Source organism: Candidatus Kapaibacterium sp. (genome assembly GCA_023957315.1).
Taxonomy (GTDB): domain Bacteria; phylum Bacteroidota; class Ignavibacteria; order Kapaibacteriales; family UBA2268; genus PGYU01.
Genome location: JAMLHE010000002.1, coordinates 1 through 22,849 on the forward strand (window position 1 = coordinate 1; position 22,849 = coordinate 22,849).

General features: G+C 38.1%; 17 protein-coding genes. 12 read left to right on the plus strand and 5 right to left on the minus strand.

Annotated features, from left to right (window positions below; genetic code table 11):
* From M9949_01785 to M9949_01800, 4 genes are all read left to right on the plus strand, one after another.
* Positions 1-181: T9SS type A sorting domain-containing protein (locus tag M9949_01785; protein ID MCO5250134.1), on the plus strand; the 181-nt coding region annotated here is incomplete at its 5' end.
* A gap of 154 nt (positions 182-335) precedes the next feature.
* Positions 336-701 carry a hypothetical protein gene (locus M9949_01790; protein MCO5250135.1) on the plus strand — a complete coding sequence of 122 codons (366 nt, stop codon included), beginning with the start codon at positions 336-338 and terminating at the stop codon, positions 699-701.
* Complete coding sequence (locus M9949_01795; protein ID MCO5250136.1) at positions 674-1,585, plus strand: IS3 family transposase; 912 nt, start codon at positions 674-676, stop codon at positions 1,583-1,585. The genes M9949_01790 and M9949_01795 overlap by 28 nt, the downstream gene beginning before the upstream one ends.
* A gap of 402 nt (positions 1,586-1,987) precedes the next feature.
* Positions 1,988-3,352, plus strand: a complete 1,365-nt coding sequence (locus tag M9949_01800) for a hypothetical protein (protein MCO5250137.1) — start codon at positions 1,988-1,990, stop codon at positions 3,350-3,352.
* Positions 3,353-3,436: 84 nt separating this feature from the next.
* Here M9949_01800 and M9949_01805 read toward each other — a convergent pair whose 3' ends face one another.
* Complete coding sequence (locus M9949_01805; GenBank protein MCO5250138.1) at positions 3,437-5,944, minus strand: glycogen/starch/alpha-glucan phosphorylase; 2,508 nt, start codon at positions 5,942-5,944, stop codon at positions 3,437-3,439.
* 171 nt (positions 5,945-6,115) lie between these two features.
* On the opposite strand from M9949_01805, the gene M9949_01810 reads away from it, so the two are divergent.
* The 3 genes from M9949_01810 to M9949_01820 all read left to right on the plus strand — a co-directional run bounded on the left by M9949_01810 (position 6,116) and on the right by M9949_01820 (position 10,362).
* Positions 6,116-6,826: an FAD-binding oxidoreductase gene (locus M9949_01810; GenBank protein MCO5250139.1), complete on the plus strand. Its 711-nt coding sequence runs from the start codon at positions 6,116-6,118 to the stop codon at positions 6,824-6,826.
* Between the two features lie 6 nt (positions 6,827-6,832).
* Positions 6,833-8,017 (plus strand): radical SAM family heme chaperone HemW, encoded by a 1,185-nt coding sequence (gene hemW, locus M9949_01815; protein ID MCO5250140.1) that lies wholly within the window; start codon positions 6,833-6,835, stop codon positions 8,015-8,017.
* A gap of 95 nt (positions 8,018-8,112) precedes the next feature.
* The gene (locus M9949_01820) at positions 8,113-10,362 is read left to right on the plus strand and encodes an inorganic phosphate transporter (GenBank protein MCO5250141.1); all 2,250 of its coding nucleotides are present in this window, start codon (positions 8,113-8,115) and stop codon (positions 10,360-10,362) included.
* A gap of 25 nt (positions 10,363-10,387) precedes the next feature.
* Here M9949_01820 and M9949_01825 read toward each other — a convergent pair whose 3' ends face one another.
* The gene (locus M9949_01825; protein MCO5250142.1) at positions 10,388-13,006 is read right to left on the minus strand and encodes a PAS domain-containing protein; all 2,619 of its coding nucleotides are present in this window, start codon (positions 13,004-13,006) and stop codon (positions 10,388-10,390) included.
* Between the two features lie 125 nt (positions 13,007-13,131).
* Here M9949_01825 and murA point away from each other — a divergent pair, with 125 nt between their 5' ends.
* On the plus strand, positions 13,132-14,397 hold the full coding sequence (murA, locus tag M9949_01830; protein ID MCO5250143.1) for a UDP-N-acetylglucosamine 1-carboxyvinyltransferase: 1,266 nt from the start codon (positions 13,132-13,134) through the stop codon (positions 14,395-14,397).
* On the opposite strand, the gene M9949_01835 is transcribed toward murA, so the two are convergent.
* Positions 14,389-15,645 carry an Nramp family divalent metal transporter gene (locus M9949_01835; protein ID MCO5250144.1) on the minus strand — a complete coding sequence of 419 codons (1,257 nt, stop codon included), beginning with the start codon at positions 15,643-15,645 and terminating at the stop codon, positions 14,389-14,391. The genes murA and M9949_01835 overlap by 9 nt on opposite strands.
* Before the next feature lie 52 nt (positions 15,646-15,697).
* The gene (locus M9949_01840; GenBank protein MCO5250145.1) at positions 15,698-16,702 is read right to left on the minus strand and encodes a DUF2851 family protein; all 1,005 of its coding nucleotides are present in this window, start codon (positions 16,700-16,702) and stop codon (positions 15,698-15,700) included.
* 118 nt (positions 16,703-16,820) lie between these two features.
* Here M9949_01840 and M9949_01845 point away from each other — a divergent pair, with 118 nt between their 5' ends.
* Positions 16,821-18,137 carry a tetratricopeptide repeat protein gene (locus M9949_01845; GenBank protein MCO5250146.1) on the plus strand — a complete coding sequence of 439 codons (1,317 nt, stop codon included), beginning with the start codon at positions 16,821-16,823 and terminating at the stop codon, positions 18,135-18,137.
* Here M9949_01845 and M9949_01850 read toward each other — a convergent pair.
* Entirely contained in the window at positions 18,130-19,176 is a 1,047-nt protein-coding gene (locus tag M9949_01850; protein ID MCO5250147.1) for an LD-carboxypeptidase, read from the minus strand. The genes M9949_01845 and M9949_01850 overlap by 8 nt on opposite strands.
* 109 nt (positions 19,177-19,285) lie before the next feature.
* On the opposite strand from M9949_01850, the gene M9949_01855 reads away from it, so the two are divergent.
* From M9949_01855 to M9949_01865, 3 genes are all read left to right on the plus strand, one after another.
* Positions 19,286-21,142, plus strand: coding sequence for an HD domain-containing protein (locus M9949_01855; GenBank protein ID MCO5250148.1), 1,857 nt, complete (start codon positions 19,286-19,288; stop codon positions 21,140-21,142).
* A gap of 178 nt (positions 21,143-21,320) precedes the next feature.
* Positions 21,321-22,067 carry a hypothetical protein gene (locus M9949_01860; protein ID MCO5250149.1) on the plus strand — a complete coding sequence of 249 codons (747 nt, stop codon included), beginning with the start codon at positions 21,321-21,323 and terminating at the stop codon, positions 22,065-22,067.
* 137 nt (positions 22,068-22,204) lie between these two features.
* A complete protein-coding gene (locus M9949_01865) occupies positions 22,205-22,783 on the plus strand; it encodes a PorT family protein (protein ID MCO5250150.1) in 579 nt (192 codons plus the stop codon).
* Positions 22,784-22,849 lie beyond the last annotated feature (66 nt).

The window sequence follows — 22,849 nt, forward strand, 5'->3', positions numbered from 1 at the left end:
AACCGAAATCCGCTTGTACAATGCACAAAGTGAATTAGTATCAGTACCATTCACAGGCGTATTGAATAGCGGTGAATACAGCGTACGTATCCCTGTTGAAGAGCTTTCAAGTGGCGTTTACTTCTACGAAATGGTAAGCGGACCTTTCAAAGACACCAAGAAGATGATTATTGTTAAATAATCCGATTCGCAAACGTATAAAAGAGGCTGTCCATATGGGCAGCCTCTTTTTTTTGTCTCGTCTCTACCTAAAACATAGCCCATGAATTTATTCGTGGGTTATTAAGGACAATTGTATTGTCCTGAAATAAGTTGACAAAAAAAGGAGCAAAACCATGTCAACAAGAAATTATTTCAGCAGAACTTTCAAACTTCATGTATTACAAGAAGTAGAACTCGGTAAACTAAGCAAAGAAGAAGCACGACTTAAATATGGAATTAAAGGTCATAGTGCAATATTAAATTGGCAAAGAAATTTGGCAATGGATAATTTGGAGTTACCGATGAAAAGTTCTGATAATACGAAGCATGACTTAGACAGTGAATTAGAGATAAAGAAACTCAAAAAGGAGTTATCTGATGCGAAATTCAAGCTAAGAGCCTTCGAAATCTACATTCAAGAATTAGAAAAAGAGACAAAGGGCAATTTAGTAAAAAAGTCCGCCACCGGACAATTGATAAAGTCAGAGAAGAAACAATGAGACGCTCATTGTTTTCAATCTGTCAATTGTTCGGTATAAGTCGCCAAGCATATTACCAGTATGAGATGCGCCAAGATGAGCAAAGTTTTGAAGAGCATATAGTTCTGCAGCTAATCCATGCCATACGCAAAAAGCATCGTTATATGGGTGTAAGAAAAATATATGAAAGTATCAAAGATGATTTGCTTGCCAATGGGATAAAGATAGGCAGAGATTCAATCTTTGACCTAATGTGGCGTAACCAGCTTCTAGTACGTCGCCGTCGCCGTTATAAGCGGACAACAGACAGCGGTCATGGCTCAAGAGTCTATGGCAACTTAGTCAAGAATCAAGCAATAAACAAACCAAATCAGCTTTGGGTAAGCGATATTACATTCATACCCAAAGCAACAAACGGTTTTTATTATCTCAGCTTAGTCACAGATGCACATTCCAAGAAGATTTTGGGACATGAATTATCAGCGAATTTGCAGACATTTGGACCATTAACAGCACTCAGCATGGCAATAAATACAATAGACAGTACAACAGGCTTAATCCATCATTCAGACCGTGGTTCGCAGTATGCCAGCCATGACTATACACAAATACTAAAGCAAAACGGCATTCAAATCAGTATGACAAAAGGAGGTGAACCAACCGAAAACGCAATAGCAGAGCGAGTAAATGGAATAATAAAAACAGAATACTTACAAGGAATAGCAATAACCGGCTTAGAAATGGCTAAAGAACTAATCAAACAATCAATAGACTTGTATAACAATGAACGACCACACATGAGCTGTAGCATGTTAACACCAACAGAAGCACATAAAGGGGAACAACCCTTAAAACGCTTATGGAAAGGCAAGTTGAAGAATATAACATATAAATCAACAACTTAGAGAAATATCCACATGTTAACAAGAAAAAATATAATCAACTATTTGTATCATTTTATTATATTGTCAACTTATTACAGTACTAACATTTAAAACTGTAAACTTTTTTTAGGACGAGACAAATGACAATCCACCCCGTCTGCTGGCGCATCCACCCCTCAAGAGGGGAATTTAAGTCGTAAGAACAGAGCAGCGTTCTGTCCAAACAGCTGGTCATTCTGAAGACGAAGTCGAAGAATCAAGCTTTCAAAAATTCATGGATTCTTCGCTTCGCTCAGAATGACGCAGCTTCTTACGACTTTGCAACAAAGTGAATGAAAATTTATAAAATATTTTCAATTGCGATTTGGAAATAAGAATTTTTTTATACATTAGCATTGTACGAACATACAGAATGGAACTTTGATGTTGAAAATTTGTAAAATAGAAGGAATTCCAATGAAATGTTTAATATTGCTACTATTAATTGTAAATTGTACCAACTTAAAATCCGAAGATGAATTTACTATTACACATCTTGAGGAGTTTAAATCTCCTGATATATATATTCATAATGAAAACATCGCAATTATAACAACAAGAATAGGTGATTCGAACTTTGTATATCTGACAGAAGATAAATGCAAAACCTGGAAAATGATTTATAGTGAAGAAAGGAGAACTATTCTACCTTACGCAGGTTGGATTGATAAAGTAATAATTGCAAATAGCCATACTTTTTTATTAAATTTTAGCAGAGGTACAATTGTTGTAACCAATGATAAAGGTGAAAATTGGATGGAGTCTGTTCCTGATAGTGCATTCTACAATTCTGGGCCTTATTTGCCATATCATCATAATGATACTACATATTTATTTCATTATCATTTACTTCTGAAATCTTCTGATAATTTTAATACTTGGCATTCATTTGAAAATCCTTTAGAAACGGCTGACAGTATATCTATTGATAGGATGCATTTGACAAAAGATGGTTATTTTATGGCATTTATGTATGACTGGATTAATGACCATCGATATCATGCATCGCTAAATATATATAACGGCAATTATAAATTAATTGAAACTCCACAACACATGAATAAAATTTATTTTATTAATAAAGATGTTGGGTGGTGCTTTAGACGTACGCCAGCCTTTGGTAAACGACCCGATTCAATCAATTTTCACATAATATACAAAACTACTGATGGTGGGGAAAACTGGAAAAACCAGCTTGATACAACGATATATTGGTTAGATACATATTCACCGGACGTAATTTATGCATCAGATATTATAGAGATGAACTTTTACGATGAAAATTTCGGTTTTGCTAATTGTTCTTTTGGCACCCACTTTTATACTGAAGACGGCGGTGAGAATTGGAAATTATTGTTTAATAAAGAATATGCCAAGGATGTTTTAAATTACATACACAAGATAATACCATTCGATAAGAATACCGCACTGATTAAGTCTTCTTCCAAAGTCTTTTTGCTTCAAAGGAATCCAAGCGGAGTTTTTGAAATTATTCCGGAATTTGGCAGCAAGAATCAATCTTATTTAATAAGACGTGGCGGTGAAATCCATTTACAAAATTTGGAAATACTTAATTCACCTGCCCTGCATACAATTATGGGTGCTAAAATTGATGATAATTTGCAATTTTCCATCGGAAATAATACTTCGGTAATTAATCTTCCGCATGATATATCGTGCGGTTTATATTTCATTCATTTAGATACCTCCGAGGGTAGGCAATTTATACAAGTGCTCATCCAAGACTAAGAAAAAATAGCCCGGCAAAAATGTCGGGCTTTTTTGTTTAAACCCCTCTTGAAAAGAGAGGGACAAGATGTAATTTTCTCCCTCTCAGCTTTTGTTATCCAAATTTATTTTGCAGCCTTCAATTTTCCAGATTTCGTCGGCATATTCCCGTATGGTTCTGTCACTCGAAAATTTACCCGACCTTGCGGTATTGAGGATGGATTTGGTTGTCCAATCTCGCTTGTCCAAATAGTTTTTTGCTGCGATTTCTTGAGCCATTACGTAGGCATCGAAATCGGCAAACAGGCAATATTTATCGCCCTTGTAAAGTATTTCGTCGAGCATCGGGTCGAAAATCCCGGGCTCAAGGGCGCAGAAGTAATTGCTCCTGATTAGGTCTATTACTTTTTTAATTTCCGGTTTATTCTCGTAATATTCTTTCGGATGATATCCGTTTGAATGCAGTTGCGTTACTTCGTCGGCGTTCAATCCGAAGATGAACATGTTCTCTATGCCCATTTCTTCCATCATTTCGATATTTGCACCGTCCAAAGTGCCGATTGTCAAGGCTCCGTTGAGCTGGAATTTCATGTTGCCCGTTCCGGAGGCTTCGTATCCGGCGGTCGAAATTTGTTCGGACAAATCCGATGCGGGAATAATGAGTTCAGCCAAAGTTACCGAATAATTTTTGATAAACACGACTTTCATCTTATCGCCGATGTCCGGGTCGTTGTTTACTATATTTGCAACCGAATTGATTAACTTTATAATCATCTTTGCTGTATAGTATCCGGGAGCAGATTTCCCCGCGAAAATCATTGTTCGGGGGACAAATTCGGCGTTCGGATTTTCCTTTATAGTATTGTAAAGATGGATTATATGCAATACATTGAGCAATTGCCTCTTGTATTCGTGGAATCTTTTGATTTGCGAATCGAATATCGAATTGATGTTGACTTTGACATGGCAATTTTCCTCGATGTATTTGGCGAGCTTGATTTTATTCGCTTGTTTCACATTTTGCCAGTCGGTCAAAAATTGCTCATCGCCGATAAATTGCTCGAGTTTTTTGAGTTCGTAAAGGTCTGTTATCCAGCTATCACCGATTTTGGAGTTAATCAAATCCGACAATTCGGGATTTGCCTTCACTAGCCAACGACGTTGAGCGATTCCGTTCGTTTTGCTGTTGAATTTTTCGGGCATGAACTCGTAAAAATCCTTGAATATTTTTTCTTTGATTATCTTTGTGTGCAATGCTGCAACGCCGTTTACGGAAAAACTACTCACGATTGCCAGATTAGCCATTCTGATTTTTCTATCTTTCGATTCTTCGATTATTGACATATCGCGGACTTTGTCCAAATCATTATGGAAGTGCATTCGGATTTTATCAAGGAATTTGGCATTGATTTCGTAAATAATTTGCAAATGCCTTGGGAGCAGTTTCTCAAACAAAGCGACCGACCACTTTTCGAGTGCTTCACTTAGAACGGTGTGGTTAGTATATGCAAAAGACTTCTGGGTGATTTCCCACGCTACGTCCCAATGCAAATGCTCCTTGTCTAACAATATCCGCATCAGTTCAACAATTGCAATCGCAGGATGCGTATCATTCAATTGCATTGTGTTTTTTTCGGCAAAATTTGAGAAATCGGCGTGCTTAACTTTGAAGCGCCTGATGATATCTTGCAATGAAGCGGATACAAAGAAGTATTGCTGCTTGAGCCTCAGCTCTTTTCCGGCGACGGTATTATCATTGGGGTACAGAACTTTAGAAATATTTTCAGTTTCGTATTTATTTTCGACTGCTTTGATGTAATCTCCTTCGTTGAAAGAATGAAAATCAAAGTCTTTAGATGCCTTCGCTTCCCAAAGTCGAAGATTGTTGCATGTGTTATTGTTGTAACCGGGAATTGGAATATCATAAGCTACTGCGAGCACGTCGGTAGTGTCAATCCATTCGACCCATGTATTGCCATTTTGACGTACTACGGTTTTCCCGCCGAATTTGATAGGATAAGTATATTCGGGTCTCATAATTTCCCAAGGGCTGCCGAAATGAAGCCAGTTGTCGGGCTTTTCGACTTGGTAGCCGTTAATTATATCTTGCTCGAATATCCCGTATTCGTATCTGATGCCATATCCAAATGCCGGCAATTCCATTGTAGCCATCGAATCCAAGAAACAAGCCGCAAGTCTGCCCAAACCACCATTGCCCAATCCCATATCATGCTCGGCATCAACTATCTCGTCCAAATCATAACCCATTTCCTTGAGAATATTTTCAGCTTCTTCGTAAAAACCCATATTTATAAGTGTATTTCCTAATAGTCGTCCCATCAAAAATTCCATCGAAAGATAGTAAACTCTTTTGACATCGTTTTTGTAATAATGATTCTGAGTCCGAAGCCATTTTCTAATCAAACGGTCTCGAACAGCCATAGCCACGGCGCGGTAAGTGTCTTCGAGCGTTGCCGTCGTTTTGTCCTTCACCATTCGGAATTCAAGATGCTCGGCAATCTGATTCCTTAGCGAGTATGATTCCGGGTCTTGGTCATCCGTAAAAAAAATCGAATCGCTTTTTTTAGTAATTTGCTTCTTTGTTTTAGCCATTTTATAAATCCATTTTTACATTATCAATATGAAATTATGTACGTATATGGGACTAATTATTTTATGGTAGCCAATACTTGGTTTTTTTTAGTTGAATTATAACTTAGATAATATATGACATTTTTTTTCGTCTTAACTTAACTATAACATTCATGTTGGAGAAATATAAAATTGCTGTGGTATCAAGGAAAAGTCGTTGATATTATTAAAGAAACGCCAAGTATCAGAAGATTCTATATACAGGTGCCGGAGCTTGAAAGATACACTTTTCAAGCCGGGCAGCACATCAAAATCGAGTTCCCGTTCAACGTTAAGAAGAACTATCGCCAATACTCATTGGCGAATGCTCCGAACGGCTCGAATGTCTTTGAATTACTCATTGTTTTAGACCCAAACGGGCTGGCTACTAACTATTTGTTTAATGAAGTTGATATTGGAAGTCAGTTGAAAGTTTCCGAACCAAGGGGAAGTTTCGTTCACAAACCTGATGCCGATAAAGACATTTGCTTTATATGCACCGGTGTAGGGCTTGCTCCGCTTAGGTCAATGTATCTGGATATCATCAAAAACAATATTCCGCATAGGCATATGTATTTGATTTTTGGTACTCGATATATGCACGATATGGTGTATTTGGAGGAAATGGAAGAATTGACCAAACGAGGTGATTTCACTTTTATTCCGGTTCTATCTCGTGAAACTTCAGACGAATGGGTTGGAAGACGCGGATATTTGCACCAAGTCTATAAAGAGCTTTTTGCTGATAAGCCACCTGTGGATTTCTATATCTGCGGATGGAGAGATATGGTGTCCGAAGCTCGTCAAACTTTGCTTGACATGGGATTTAGTCGTAAAAGTATCAATTTCGAACGCTACAATTAAACGTTCATGAATATAATATCAAATCAATCGGGAAGTGTAGGGATTTACCTGCATTTCCCGTATTGCGTTCATAAGTGCTCCTATTGCGATTTCTATTCCATTGAAAAGCTTTCGAGCCGTGATAAATTTGCCGAGGCGGCAGTAGCGGAAATCAAACTCCGAAATCAAGAGACGGGAAGTAAGTTGAAAGTCGAAACCATCTTTTTCGGTGGTGGAACGCCTTCGTTGATGAAACCGCAACATATGGAGCAAATTACTCAAGCCTTGCACGATTGCTTCGATATGAGCGAATTGAGCGAATGGACAATGGAATGCAACCCGGGCACTATAGATGCTAAATTTATAGCTGATTATAAGCAGTTCGGCGTTAACCGTATCAGCTTTGGGGTTCAGTCTTTCAATCGCGACGAACTCAAATTCTTAGAACGAATTCATGACGAGAAATCAATCTACAATGCTGTCAATATCGCTCGCAAAGCCGGTTTTGAAAATTTGAGCATAGATTTGATTTACGCTATTCCCGGGCAAACGCTCGACACTTGGAGTGATTCAATTACTAAGGCATTGTCGCTCCAAACCGAGCATATTTCGGCTTACAGTTTAATTTACGAACCGGAAACGCCGCTTTACGACAGATTCATTCGCGGGGAATTGAATGTGCACGACGAAGAGATTGACCAAGACTTCTACGAACTCGCAGTCAAAAATTTTGCCGGTTCATATTACGAGCATTACGAAATCTCCAATTTTGCCAAAGAGGGCTTCAAATGTCTTCATAATCTGAAATATTGGACATCGGAAGATTATCTTGCATATGGTCCATCTGCTCACGGACTTTACCATAAGCAGCGATATTGGAACTATCGCGATTTAGATAAATATTTCACCCTGCTGGGCGAGGGAAAGCTACCGATAGAAAATTCCGAAGTATTGACTCCGGAGCAGCAAATCAATGAGCGTATTTACTTGGATTTGCGTTCAGAAGGGTTGCGATTCGATTCATTTGCAGAAAAATTCGGCTTTGATTTACGACAGAACTGCACTCAATTCATAGATAAATTAGTTGCGGAGGGATATGCTGTTGATAAAAGCTCTAACACACTAAAACTTACTTCAAAGGGATATTTTGTAAGTGATAGGATTACTATAGAGTTCATGAAAATTGCCGAGAGAAATCGTAAAATTTATTAAGAATATTTTCAATTGTTAAGGTATCTTAACAATTTAATTTTTAATTCTTCATATATTTGAACTTGATTTTTTCACAATTTAAGAAAAAGATTTTTGTGGAATTAACTTTAATAATTGTCATCGTATTACTCATTTTAGCTGTCACCGATTTGACTGTCGGTGTCGCAAATGACGCAGTAAACTTCCTCAATTCAGCTTTAGGTTCCCGAGCTTCCACTTTCCGAGTTGCAATGATTGTAGCTTCATTAGGTGTATTGGTTGGTGTAACATTTTCGAGCGGAATGATGGAAATTGCCCGAAGCGGTATATTCAACCCACAATTTTATGGACTGACCGAACTGCTGATTATCTTTGTAGCTCTGATGTTCCAAGACATATTGCTCTTAGACTTATTCAATACATTCGGGCTCCCTACATCAACAACTGTGTCCTTAGTTTTTGGATTGTTAGGTGCAGCAGTTGGCCTTGCAATCATCAAAGTCCTCCAATTGGGACAAGATTTATCATATGTTGTGGATTATATCAATACCGATTCAGTTTTGGTGATAATATCCGCTATTTTGCTATCAATCTTGTTTGCATTTACTTTTGGGTATATTATCCAATATTTGACAAGATTGATATTTACATACAGTTACAAACCCAATTTTCGTAAATTCGGTTCAGTTTGGAGTGGATTGGCGCTAACTTCATTGTCACTATTCATTTTGATAAAAGGTGCCAAAGGGGCTGCTTTTATACCACCTGATGTTTCATCATGGATACAGCAAAATCAATTGTTATTATCAGCATACATGTTTGTCGCTTGGACAATGCTAATACAACTTTTGATGTGGTTCACAAAAATAAACGTGCTAAAAGTCATAGTAATGATAGGTACTTTTGCTCTTGCAATGGCATTTGCTGCAAATGATTTAGTGAATTTTATCGGAGCACCGATTGCCGGACTTCACGCTTATCAGTATTCGCTCGAACATCCCGAAATTGCAAATGTTACTATGGGAATAATGTCGGAACCGGTAAAGGTAGATACTTATTTGTTGCTTATAGCCGGTCTAATAATGGTTATAACACTCTTTTTGTCCCGCAAAGCAAGAAATGTCTCTAAAACCGAGATTGGTCTCGGAAGCCAAGAAGATGGTATCGAAAAATTTGAATCCAATTTGATTGCACGCGTTATTGTTAGATTTTTCATTGCATTAGGCAATGGGTTAAAATCCATTACTCCAAAATTTATAGATAAGTGGATTCAGAGCAGATTCGACAAATCAAAGTACCAACCTGATTTGGACGAGAACGGTATTCCACCGGCTTTTGACTTGTTGCGTGCAGCAGTGATGTTGATGGTTTCTGCCGGGTTGATTTCTTTAGCTACCTCGATGAAACTGCCTCTTTCTACTACATATGTCACTTTCATTGTTGCGATGTCTGCGGCTCTGTCGGATAAATCTTGGGGCAGAGAATCTGCCGTGTATAGAGTTTCCGGCGTTGTGACTGTAATCGGTGGATGGTTCTTTACTGCTATTTCGGCGTTTTTTATTGCAGGTGTTATCGCTTCAATTATTTTCTTCGGCGAGCTTTATGCAATTGCCGGATTTGTTGGATTAGTTGCATTTACGTTCCTCAGAACAGGCAAATTTGTTAAAGATAAAAATACCAAAGATGAAGCTTTGCTTTCGATGTTTAGCTATACCAACGAAGCCACCTCAATTTTGATTAAGAATACATTCAACAATATATCCAACAATATAAGCAAATTGAAAACTATCATGAATTTGTCATATTCCGGATTACTAGCTTCCAACCTCAAAAATTTGAAGAAGAGTATGGTTGAAGCCGGTGAGCATGATAACAATTGCCAAATGCTTATCAAAAACATTTTGAAACAATTATACAAGAATAAAGAATCTGATATTTCTGAAGTATATAATTTTTCATCATCCCTAATTAGTTTGCAAGATTTGGCAGATAGGGTGGTGCTGCTTTCCAAGCAAAATCATAAATATATTGACAATAATCACCATAAGTTTACAGCCGAGCAAATCACCGAAATCGGGGGATTAGTAAGAGGCTTAAACCAATTAATTGACAGTTCGTTAAAATATTTGGATACTTTCGACCAGAAAATTATGAAAGAACTTGAGATTCAACATGCTCTGAATGAAGCTGAATTGAAAAAGTTGTCCAAAATCCAATATTATAGGATTAAGGAAGCATCCGGTCAGTACAAAAAATCTATGCTTTACTTGAATATACTTAGCGATGTTGATTTCATTGGCGATAAGATACTTTATATCGTGAAATCTGCTGCAACACTTAACGATAAAATTGCAAAGTACAAGTAAATTCATAATTGGCAAATTCCGATTTCTACTCGATTTCTCGGTTAATGCTCAAAACAACTGATTTTCCGTCGTATTCGATAATTGCGGCATTGATTTCTACTTTGAAAGTTGAACCGTCGGAACGTTTTTGAGTAGTCACAAATCGGTGCTTTTCGTTGCTGCGGAATGTTCGCGAAATCTGAGATTTGCCATGACTTACATTTGTCGAGATTTCCTCGAGTGACATACCTATGAATTGCGACTTTTCAATACCGTACATTTCTGTGGCTTTGCGATTAACGTCAAGCACGATTTCATCGTTCGGTTCAAATATAATAATCGCATCTTGAGCAAGCTCGAAAATACTCCGATATTTGTTTTCAGATAGTCTGAGAGCTTCTTCTATTCGCTTTTGCTTTGTGATGTCGCGTCCTGCATAGAGAGTTTCGGCAACTCCATCTTTGGTGATGTAGCTTGTACATGCCCATGAGAACCACCTCCAGCCGTATTTGGTCAGAGCTCTATGCTCTGTATTGGCACTACAAGGTTTGGCAGAATTCAGTATATCGAGTGATTCTTTGAGTCCGGCGATATCATCGGGATGAATTTGATATTCGTACTTTGTGCCGATTATTTCCAACTCATCAACATCGAACAATTCGCAAAATGAAGGGCTAAGATAACTTACAACTCCGTTATCATCCTTAGTTATCAACAAATCGCTTTGGTGTTCGAGCAATTTCTTGAATTTATCGGCGTTTTCGCTTTGCTCTTTTTGACGAAGCTTTTGTTCGCCGATGTCTTCAATTCGCCCAATTAGAATTGCCTTGTTACTGCCTTTATCAATAATGTATGTATGAGTATCTCTGATGTTTTTATATTTGCCCGATTTTGTTTTTATCCGGTATTCCAAGTGAGACGTCGTTTCGTTGAAATCATTCCGCAAATTTGGCGATAGATGAAAATTTTGAAAATGATTAATATCATCAGGATGTATCATTGCAAATATTTCTGCGTCGCTGAATTTCATGAACTCTTCAGGAGTATATCCCAATATTTTCATTATAAAATGACTGATATAAACGTATCTGCCACTTACGAGGTTCTTCTTGTAGATAATTTGATTCGTGAAACACAAGATTTCTTTCAACATTGTAACTTCATAAAAGTCTTGCTCAGGATTTTTATATTGTTCACTTATATCATCAAAAAAGTAATAGATTGCCGGTTTGCCACCTTCAGACAATTTATACTGCACACTTGCAGCAACTTTGTCTATACCGTCAATCGTCCTAAACCTTGTTTCTTTTTTGATTGGCTCGGAGCTGTTATTCAATAAATTTGTCCGAATTTCGGATTCAAACACGTCTTTATCAATCACAAAGGAAGTGTTTTTGTTAAAATAATCTGATTGCAAATCCCAAATATACTCTCCAATAGCTAAATCCGCTTCTAAACCTGACAGCTTTTCAATGCTTTTGTTCCAATGCGTGATTTTTCCCGTATCATCAATTCGCATGAAGCCCGGGTCTAAATTCTCAATCAAAGTATCAAAAGCTGAACATCTATTTTGCAAATTAACATATTCATCATAATAGTCATCAATATCAATCATTACTCCGGCTAACATCGAGGGATTGCCCAATTCATCATTTGCGATTATCATCAATTTTGTTTCAATCCATTTCCAATCGTTTTTGAAAAGCGCCCTCAATTTGCTTGAAAAAACCCCCTTTGGGTTGCTCAAATATTTGTCGAAATCTTCGATTGCTGCTAAATAGTCATCTGAAGCGATATAATTTTTTAAAGTATTACGCGAAATTTTTCGATTTTTGACCAAATCACTTGACTTGTCGGAACGAGTATTTTTGTAATAAACAGTGTCTTTTATCAAATCATACTTGAAATACGCAATCACAGATAATTTCAGGAGTGATTCATAAAACTCTTTTGTCAATCGCGCATGTTCGTTTTCTAAAACAAGGTCGGAAATCAAGGTTATATAAGCATGAACAATAGACGAGCTGCCTTCAACGGCTTCAAATGTCAGCCGATTTCTTACATAATAAACTTTATTGCTTTTGCTGATGATTCTATGGTCAGCGACAATGATGCCTATATTATCGGATTGTTTGAGCGGTTTAACTCTCTTCAGGAAATCCTTGTAATCATCGGGGTGGATGAGAGCTGCCAAATCATCACCGGTGCTATATTCGGTCAAATGGTTAAATTCATCGCTACTATCGGTAATCTTAGCTGTTGAAATATCGAAAGCATAGTGATACAAAAAGCCCAAATTGTTTCCGGCAGGAGAAGTCTCACTATCGGATTTGGAGTCAACTGATATGATTAGCAAAAGGCTGTTCTCATTTTCCCAACTGATTGATTGGCAACTGAAATGCATCTTGCTGTCAATTTTGAATAGTCTCATGATTTCGTTTTTATCGAAATCGCCCGAATAATCATGCTGAATTTTGAACCCTTTTGGGAATTTGATCTTCAGATATTTTTTGGCAGCTTTGTTCGCAAAGGCTATCTTCATTTCTTTGTTGATGACAATTACGGCAGTAGAAAGTTGCTCCGCCAAATTCATAAACGTTGTTTCTGAATGAATCTCGCTTTTTTGAGTAACTTCATGAGCAGATTTTATATTTTGCTTAGCCATTTTGAAACCTCATTAATTTAATATCTAAATATAACTATTTGTTTATAATCTAAAAAATGAAAAACATCAAATTATGTAAGTAATCGTTACTTTTGCTAATAATATATAAACAAAATTGAAGCAAAATGGATAAATTTGTAATCGAAGGTGGCAATAGATTAAAAGGGTCGGTAAAAATAGCAGGAGCAAAAAACGGAGCTTTGGCTCTGATACCTGCTACCTTGTTAGCACCGGGCATCTACAATATTTCAAACACACCTGATTTGAAAGATGTTTGGACAATGACACGCCTGATGGGGGCGCTCGGAGTATTTTGTGAACTGAATAATAGCGAACTTTTCATTGACGCTCGCGAAATCACCCAATTAGTAGCTCCATACGAGCATGTCAAGAAAATGAGAGCCTCGTTTTATGTGCTTGGTCCTCTTGTGGCACGATATGGCGAAGCAAAAGTATCATTGCCGGGCGGTTGTGCTTGGGGTCCGCGACCTGTTGATTTGCATATTAAAGGCATCGAAAAATTAGGTGCAGAAATCACATTAGACCAAGGTTATGTAATTGCGAAAAGCAAGGGCAGATTACAAGGCTGCAAGTTTCATTTTGATATATCAAGTGTAGGTGCTACAGGAAATGTCTTGATGGCGGCGACTCTTGCAAAGGGCACAACGGTACTTACAAATTGCGCCATCGAGCCTGAAATTACCGCATTAGCAAAAATGCTTACGAAAATGGGGGCAAAAATTGACGGCATCGGTACAACGGAATTGATAATCGAAGGTGTGGACGAACTCAAACCTGTAAATGAAGAAACTATTCCAGACCGTATCGAAGCTGCGACTTATTTGATTGCCGCGGCAATGACAATGGGCGAAATTCAGCTCGAGAATGTTAATCCTTATCATCTAACATCGGTAATCTCGAAATTGGAGGAAGCCGGTTGCGAAATGGATATTAATTCCAACAAAATTCACCTCAAAGCCGTTGCTCCGCCCAAGCCTGTTGATTTGGTTACAGCAGTCTATCCGGGCATTCCTACCGACATTCAAGCACAATGGACTTCGTATATGTTGACTGCCGAAGGCACTTCCAAAGTAACGGACAATATTTATCAAGACCGATTCAAACATATTCCTGAATTAGTTCGATTAGGAGCAAAAATTGACGTCGTTGACAATGCGGCGATTATTTCCGGAGGCGAAAAGCTTTCCGGTGCTACCGTAATGAGCTCAGATTTGCGTGGCAGTGCATCGTTGATATTGGCGGCTCTTGTAGCCAAAGGCACTACTGAAGTGCTCAGAATCTATCATTTGGACAGAGGCTACGATAATATCGAACAAAAGCTCAAAAAGCTGGGTGCCGTGATAGAACGTCATCAGTCAGAGTTAATCTAAGAAGAATAAAGTATATAAATAGATTAAACTGAAGCCTGACAAAAAGACCATACCGGCAATAGCAAGTATTTTGAGCCAGAGCGGTGGTTTGCCTTGCTCCGGGAAATATTTTGTGGTCACGACTTTGTAGTTGAAAAATGCTAAGATTGGTGCTGCCAAAAATGACACAATCGTTGCTACATCCATCATCAATTTCAGATTCTTAGCAAAAAAGCTGACAATGATAAGTCCCAAAACACTTATTATTATCATAATTGCAAAGTAAACGTTCAGCTTCAATTGGTTGGCACGTTTGCTCAACAAGAACAAACTTCCGGTTATAGCACGTGGATAGCCGTCCATAACTGTCAACAATGAGCTGAACATAGTGATAAACGCAGCAGGTGCAATTATTACAGCACTCCAAGAACCAAATAATTTGGTATAGAGACTAATAAGTTGTTGGGCAAAAACCGCACCCGAGTTAGAGAATTGAATACCGGTGCCATACATCAAAGTTGCCCCGAGAGTCAAAAAGAATATCGCCAATAATGTCGTACCAATGTAGCCGATATGGAAATCAATAAGCGACTCTTTCAATGTCGGGATATGCTTTTTTTGTTTGCTTCTGCTCAATGTCCAAAGCGAAGTCCATGCTGATAATTCAATTGGTGCCGGCATCCATCCCATCAATGCGATGATGAATATTATTCCGCCCTTGGTATATAAATCCATAGGTGTAAAATCAGGAGGAATATTTTGTCCTCTGTCAATCGCCAACAAAAAGGCTATAAAAGTGCAAACTCCAAGCAAGAAAACCATGATTTTCATAATTTTATCAAGTGCCGGATATTTGCCGATTACTAACAATAAGAAGCACAAAAGCACTAATCCGATACTCATCATCAATGGGTCAACACCGCCACCGAATATATATCCGGCAAGTCCCGCACTAACTAAGGCAAGTGCAGCAAGATTGATTATACCTGTGATTACGGAAACAATAGTAAAAGCTACCAATATCCATCTGCCCATGTCATTGTAACCTTCGAGCAAACTCCTTCCTGTTGACGCAGTATATCTGTAGCTGAATTCAAAAAATGGATATTTGAATAGATTTGCCATCACAACAATCCATAGCAATGTAAATCCGTAATCGGCTCCTGCTCGAGTAGATTGCACAAGGTGCGAACCGCCGATTGCTGCTCCTGCAAACAATATCCCGGGTCCGATAGTCTTTAAAATGCCAATTATTTTTTCTTTATTCATGCTTATCATCATTTTAAACAATGCAAAAATAGCAGAATAATGCTACAAAATTCTAATCTTCAAAAAATTCTAAGGGCAATCGTCCTAATTTATAAAAACTCAGTATCTCCCCGAATCCATATGTATTGGAAGTTTCGGAAATGTAATCAGGTTGTCTGCCGTTTTCCTTGATATATTCCAACATCCCTTGTTGCTGCCAAAGAAAATTTTGAGGAATATTCGGGAATCTTTTTTTCAAAACACCATAAGTATTCAGCGCCGATGTTGACCAAAACCAAGAGAAAAGACTGATTCTCGAATTATCATCAGCAATGCTAAGTGCTGACGGCAGCAAACAATTCAACACAATTTCACGCCGCAGATGTGCACCTTCGTTAGCTATTCGCTTTTTGATAAATCCGTGCATCGTATCGGGAATTGAAACAGTTTCCTTGATTTCGAGAAAATTCAAAAAATCAATCATTTCCGAATTTGTCAAATTTTCCAAAATTTCATTCAATCGTTTTTCATCATACGATGGACGACGACGCTTTGAAGCGTATCTTTGCAAAAAGTCGGCTAAATTGGAATGAAAACCTTCTCGCAAATTGCCGTTATTGAACATTTTTTTTGCTTTTGCAGTCATTCGGAGCAAGCGAATCAGAGCGTAATTTTGCAACTCCTCGATGTCATTGGCAATATCAATTTCCGTTCGTTTCTCAGTCGGAGCGAGCAGCTTAAGTTGAGTTTCATCAATCACTAAGGTTTCAAAATCTCTTCTAATCGGTGTGTCGTCTTTGAATACGATATGAATCACAACGTCATCGTATTCAATGTTCGAGGAGTGGGCGTGACGAAGCCAATCCGATGAGCTTCTGTGAAATTCCGCATCGCCTACAATTACGTAGCCGTTCAATAAAATTGCAATATTTTTGAGGTCGGGACCATCGTACAAATTCATCTTGCCCGGTGATAAAATTTGCAGCCGATTGTTTGATTGTGTCATAAATACTTGCGAAGGATTCGAGAGATAGGCATGAACCTTACGCAATAATTCTCTTTCGTTTTCAACTTGCATAATTTTTTCCAAAAGATATATTTATTAATTTGTAAATTTACGATATACTATTGAAATTCAGTTAGTTTGGTTTAATATTTGTTATATTTGTTAATAATTTAGCAAAATATTATTTGAAATGAGCGAAGAAAACATACAAGAAATTGAGGATTGGGTTACCAAAGGTGATGATTATGCCAAAAATCAAGTCTTTGATAAGGCGGTGGAATGTTATACTCGTGCCATCACAAGCAATCCCCGTGCGTCATTTGCCTACTTCAAGCGTGGCTCGGTGTTAGTCCAGCTTGATATGTTCAATGATGCTCTCGAAGATTTCAATAATGCAGTAATGCTCAACCCAAGTTTTTCATTTGCTTATTTCAAACGCGGCTCGGTAAAGTTCAATCTTCACCACTATAAAAGTGCAATTGAAGATTTTTCGACAGCCATCGAACTTAATGCTGATTTTTCCTTTGCTTATTATAAGCGAGGAATGTGCAAATTAAAGCTCAAAGACATTGACGAGGCACTCGAAGACCTAAATTTAGCACTGGAGCTCAATCCGGGCTATATGCCTGCATATTTAAACAGAGGCAACATTTATTTTGACAAAAAAGATTATGAAAATGCTGTCAAAAATTATACTTCGGCTCTGACGATTGAGCCAAGCCAAGAAAAGACACTCGTGGCTCGCGGTCTGGCAAATTCGCATATTCAGCGATATAAATCAGCCTTAGATGATTTTGCATTGGCAGTGAAAATAAATCCCAATTCGCATTTGGCATATAATTACAGAGGTTTGATTTACAACAAGACCAAAAATTTCACTCTTGCTGTAATCGAATTCGACAAAGTGATTGAATTAGCTCCAAATAACGCCGATGCTTATAATAATCGTGCAATAGCACATTTCTGGATGAAAGATTACGAAAAAGCCGTGAAGGACTATTCCAGAGCTTTACACTTGAAGCCAAATTCGCCTCATTTGTATTTCAACAGAGCGAATGCACTTTATTATTTGAAGCAATTTATCGAAGCAATCCTCGATTTCGACAAGGCTATCGAATTACAACCCGGGCTAACATCAGCATATTTTGGTAGAGCGAATTGCTCGGTTTACATGAATAAATATCGCGATGCAATTCAAGATTTTAGCCGTGCGATTACACTCAATCCCAAGTTTTTACAAGCTTATATCGGCAGGGGCAACGCTTATTTGAAGATGAAAGTATTCAAAAAAGCACTCGAAGATTTCACGCTTGCAATTGAGTTGAACAAGGAAAATCCTATCGGATACCTCAATCGTGGGATTGCATTCAAACTTGAGGGTATAAATGAAAAAGCGGCGATTGATTTTCAAGAATTTCTCCGTCTATCAACGCATAATACCAGAACTGTAATTCAAATCAAAAATTGGCTCAAAAAAATGCACTATCCCTTGATTAGAGCTAAATAACAGGCGATTCGAGCAAAGTTAAATCCCCTTCGACTGCATTCATCTTAGCTTTGCACATCTGTGGAATAGTCAACTGATTATCGGTATGCCCGAACATGAATCCATAAAAGACCGGAATCTTTAGTTCGGCGAAATAGCTGTCCAACACTTCGCCCAATGATAAATCCCAAGTATTTTGAGTAGAACCGGAACCGCAATCATCGCAACGTCCGAAAATCAAACCCGCTATTTTGGCAAATACTCCCGCAAGCCTCAATTGATTCAACATTCGGTCAATTCGGTATGGTGGTTCGCCAACGTCTTCAATTAGCAAAATTTTCCCGTCAAAATCAGGCTCGAATCTCGTTCCCATCAGCGAAGTCAATAATGACAAATTTGCGACGAGCGTTATTCCTTCTGCTTCGCCCGGCACAATAGTACGAATAGGGAAGGGGTTCCGAGGCGATGAACCGGAATGAGGGTTGCTCAAAACAAGCGGGAAATTAACATCACCAAAGACGATGTTTCGGAAATTTGTAGCCGTGTAATTATTAAATGAAGACATGAGAACCGGACCATGGAATGTTCTGAGTCCGGCATTTTTGTTTATAGCAAGATGCAGTGCAGTGATATCACTATATCCGACGAAGATTTTCGGATTTTGGCGAATCAAATCATAGTCAAGCCCGTCAACCAGACGCCCTGAGCCGTAGCCACCTCTGGTGCAAATCACACCTTTGATAGAGCTATCGGCAAAAACTTCATGCATATCATCAATACGTTGGCGGACTGAGCGAGTTTTATAACCGCTGCCGGAGACAGTGTTCTTCGCATATTTGAAATTCAATCCCAAATATTTCAAAATTTCTTCAACTTTTGCCAAATCATCAGGCGAACTTACCGAAGTTCCGGGTGAAACAATGCCAATCGTGTCGCCTGGCACTAATTTTGCAGGCTTAACAGTGGATTTTTGAGAAACATTGGCTTTTGCAATGCTTTTTGAGAGCATCAGCGAGCCGATTGCAAGCGATGCGATGCTTAAAAATTCTTTTCTATTCATAAGAAAAATTGGATTTTAAGAGTTTATTGATTAAATTGATTATAAATATAGTGATTTTTCGAATAATTCGTTTTATTTTGTAGTATTATTATTTGCAAATTGGCAATTTATGGAACTTTTGTTACAGTATGATGTAGAATTTGACGAGGATACCCCCTTCGGAAAGGACGTGGAAGCCGACCACGCCTATTTGATGGATGCTATCGACAAAGTCGGTGGCAATCTTGACAAAGAGCTAATCAGTAAAGCATTTTATTTTTGTGTAGAAATGCACAAGGGTAAATATCGCAAATCGGGCTATCCCTATTATACTCATCCGCTCAACGTCACTTTGTTGTTGATGAATGAGTTGCAGTTGCATGATTCCAATTCATTGGCGGCATGTTTGCTTCATGATACTATCGAAGATGTCGAAATCGTAAGCACGGAGATGATTACAAGCGAATTCGACGAAGATATCTCAGAGATGGTGGACGGCGTAACCAAAATATCACATTCAGAAATTATCAAACCCGAAATATACACTGAAGACAACTTACCTCATAACTTCAGTGAAGATAATATGGCTGGTCCTATTAAACCGCGAGTGAGCAAGGCTGAAACTTATCGAAAATTGTTTATGGCACTCGTTAGAGATGCTCGTGTAATAATGATTAAACTTGCCGATAGATTGCACAATATGCGTACTTTGCACTATCTTTCGCCCAAAAAACAAGTAGAAATCGCCCAAGAAACATTAAACTTTTATATTCCGATAGCTCATAGATTGGGTTTGCTCAAAGTAAAAATGGAATTGGAAAATCGTTCATTTTACTACTCAAATCGCGAAAATTACGAAGCTATCAGGACTGCATTGAACGAAAAGCGCCGCGAATTCATTGATTACATCAGAGTTTTCTCGGATTTAATCCAAAATTCGCTGAACGCACAAAACCTCAAGCATATTTTATCTATCGTTCACAAACACGAATACGAAATCCACAAGATGACCCAAAACGGGAAATCAATCAGCGATATAGATAATTTTTATTCTGTGGTGATTATACTCCAATCCAACGATGTACACGAATGTTATCGTGCTTTGGGAGTATTGGCTAATGCTTTCAATACTATTAGCTTTGTTGACTACATCGCAAAGCCCAAGCTCGATTGGTACAAATCACTCAACACAGAGCTTATCGGTCCCGACGGAAAGCGAATCGAAATACTGATACGCACCAAGGAGATGGATACAATAGCCGAAGAAGGCTTTGCAGCAAACTTTTCGCTCAAAACCGGCAGGGTGCGAGCACTTCAATTCACCGATTCGGATATTGACGAATGGGGCGAATGGATGAAGGATATGATTGAAGAATTCGGCGATAATGCATCGCAGATTATTTGGGATTCGCTGAAAGTAAATCTTTTCGATTCAGAGCTCACAGTATATTCGAAAGAAGGGCGACAAATTTCTCTGCCTAAGGGTTCAACTTTGGTTGATTATGCGTTTGTACTATCGGATGAATATGGTTTGCATTGCGTAACAGGCAAAGTAAATGGTTCATTTCATGATTTGAACTACAAACTGAATTCCGGCGACCAAGTCGAAATTATCAAATCGGACAATGCAGTTCCGAAATTTGAATGGCAAAAAAGTGTAGTCTCGCATAGAGCAGTAGCAATGCTTCACAAATATTTCAAACTCAATCCGCCAAAAACTTTGCTTAAGAAGAAGGCTGATGGCAATTATGATACAAAACTTATCATTCGTGGCGAAGACCGCGAATTGATGCTACTCGATATAACGGAAGCCATAGGCAAATCGAATATCAAGCGAATCAATCTCGATACGGCAGATTCGATGTTCGATGGCGCACTTTCAGTCATGGTCGAAAACGTCGAAGAGCTGAATAATATCATGGTACGATTGCTTACAGTCAAGGGTGTGAGCGATGTCAGCAGAGTTTATGAAGAAGAGGAAAAATAATTTTCACTTTTTATGTTTTTTTTTGCAACCAATTTTGACTTCGTGTGTATATCAATTTGTAATGTAAATTGAACGATAAAAATGCGATATTAAAAAAAAATAAGCATTAAACCAATTGAAAGATTTTGAATCTAATAGATAGAACAAACAATTTTATTTTTTTTTTAGGAGATTAATTATGTTGAGAAATTTGCTTATCGCAACCACAGTCGCTTTGGCACTAATTATAAGTTCATGCAGCGAATCACCAAATGCTACAGAGAACAAAACCAATTACGACTACCAATCATTTGCTATCGCTGATATCAACCCTACAGGGTTTGAATTACAAGAAGCAACGCTCGAATCCGATTTCGCACTCACTCCGGTTATTGAAGGTGATTTTGCCAATTATGACAGATTAACACCTAACAAAAGACCACCACATGTTAACAAAATGATGGCAATCGGTATGATTTTACGTCAGCTTAACCTTACTGACGACCAAATCGAAAAGGTTAAAGAGTTGATTATGAATCACAGACGTTGTGAAGCTGAATGGCTCAAATTGCTCCAACAATCAAGACGCGAAATCATGATGAAAGGACATGAAGCACGCCAAGCAATTATCAGTCAATTAAAAGCAGGGGAAATCACCAGAGAAGAAGCTGCAAAGATGATTTATCAACTTAACATGAGAATTCGTGAAGCATTAATTAACAATCCGGTCAACGAAGAAGTTAGGGCTGCTCTTAAGGCTTGTTGGGAGACTTTCATCAAAGGTATCAAAGAAATCTTAGACGAAGAACAATTAGCACTTTTTGAGAAATGGCTCGAAAGAATTGCTAACGGTGGTGGCAAGCTTGACGACCGCAAAGATGACCGCAAAGATGATCGCAAAGACGACCGCAAAAATGATGGCGGCACAGGTAATACACGAGAATAATCGCTAAGAATATTTGAAGAAAAAAGAGATTGCTCACTAAAGAGTAATCTCTTTTTTTTTAGTTATTGTAATCATTTTCAATTTTTCACGTCGAATAATTTTGTAGTTAATGAATGTGAATTAATCATTTGGAGTGAATGATGAAAAGGATAGCATTTAGCATTTTGTTCAGTCTATTTGTAGTATCCTCGGCTTTCGCACAACTTAGCGTTGGTCCGAAAATTGGATACACAGCTTCTAAACTATCGTTTGACGAGAATGATATTTCGAGTTCGTTTAACAGTTCTTTTCAATACGGTGTCTTTGCACGAATTGGAGAAGATTGGTTTATACAACCTGAAATAATGATGACACAAAAGGGTGGTGTATTGACCTATAATTCAGCAGAATACGGTAGTACACACCAAACAATAGATTTTGCTGCACTGTTCGGAATTCATCTTTTCGACTTCAAATTAGCTAAACTCAATGTTCAAGCCGGACCTGTGGCATCAATCATTACCGAAAAAGGGGTGCTTGAAATAGAAGGTGTGGTCGAGGAATCTGAATTCAGCGATGCAATGTGGTCTATGCAGTTTGGTCTTGGGCTTGATATATTGATGTTCACTTTAGATGTCCGTTATGAGTTAGGTATGAGCAGTGTGTATAGCGGCGATTTTAACGCCAAGAACTCACTGATTCAAGTTACTCTCGGATGGAAAATGTTATCTTTTTAAGATAAAGTTTGATATTTTGAATTTGACAGAGACTTTTGACCTTAAAAGTCTCTGTTTATATGTTGA